Source organism: Serratia sp. PL7, from assembly GCF_945957435.1.
In genome coordinates this window covers 1-791 of record NZ_CAMFLB010000107.1, presented here as the reverse complement: position 1 = coordinate 791, position 791 = coordinate 1, and the positions used below count along the sequence as shown (strand labels likewise).

General features: G+C 58.9%; 1 protein-coding gene. It reads right to left on the bottom strand.

Annotated features, from left to right (window positions below):
• Nucleotides 1–36: 36 nt before the first annotated feature.
• The gene (locus N6G83_RS54435; RefSeq protein WP_224452648.1) at nt 37–522 is read right to left on the bottom strand and encodes an MbeB family mobilization protein; all 486 of its coding nucleotides are present in this window, start codon (nt 520–522) and stop codon (nt 37–39) included.
• Nucleotides 523–791: the final 269 nt, after the last annotated feature.

Sequence of the window (791 nt, the reverse complement as noted above, 5' to 3'; positions counted from 1 at the left end):
CATCGTTCAGGGACGTTTCTGTGCGTTCTGACGTGGTTATTTCGCGGTGTACTTCACCACCGTGTTGCCTGCCGTTGAGGTGTAGCTCTCCACGCCGTGCGCTTTCACCGGCAGCACCACCAGATAGCCGTTCTTCTGGCTGTCGTCGCTGTAGATCGTCACCCCCGCGCCGCTTTTCGCTTTCAGGCTCGCCAACTGCTGGCTGTAGCCATCGATGTCGCTCAGGCGTGAGCTGATGATCTGCCCCTGAAGCCAGATTATCCCGCTCAGGATGCCAATCAGCAGCGCGGAGCAGACCACTATCCAGATCAGCGCGGTGGTCGCCGTGGCTCTGATCATGCCCGTCAGCCTGCCGTTCTGTTCGTGGATAGCGTTGCTGATGCTCTGCGAGCTTGATTTCAAATCCTCGCTGATAGACGTTTCCAGCCTCTCGAACTCGCGCTTCACGCTCTGCTCGGTATCCTGCGCTTGCTGCTTCGATTTCTCCTCGAAGCCCTTCGCCAAATTTAAAATCTCGCTCATAAATCATTCCTTTCAGCCGGATGTTTCTGCCGCCTGACGGGTCGGCAATACTGATGCTGCTTTTGGTTTCCCGCGCCACGGTGAGACCAATGCTCTCGATCTGAGTCACCACGTCCTGCCGGCTGCGTATTGCGCCCTGTGCCATCAGGTTCATCAGGCCGGCAGTCAGCTTTTCCGCTGCCTGCTGTTTGTCTCGCGGCAGGTCGCTGGCCTGCGTCAGCGGGCGGCGATAGGCGGGGTCATTGGGGTCGCGCAGTCCGAGTCGGTCG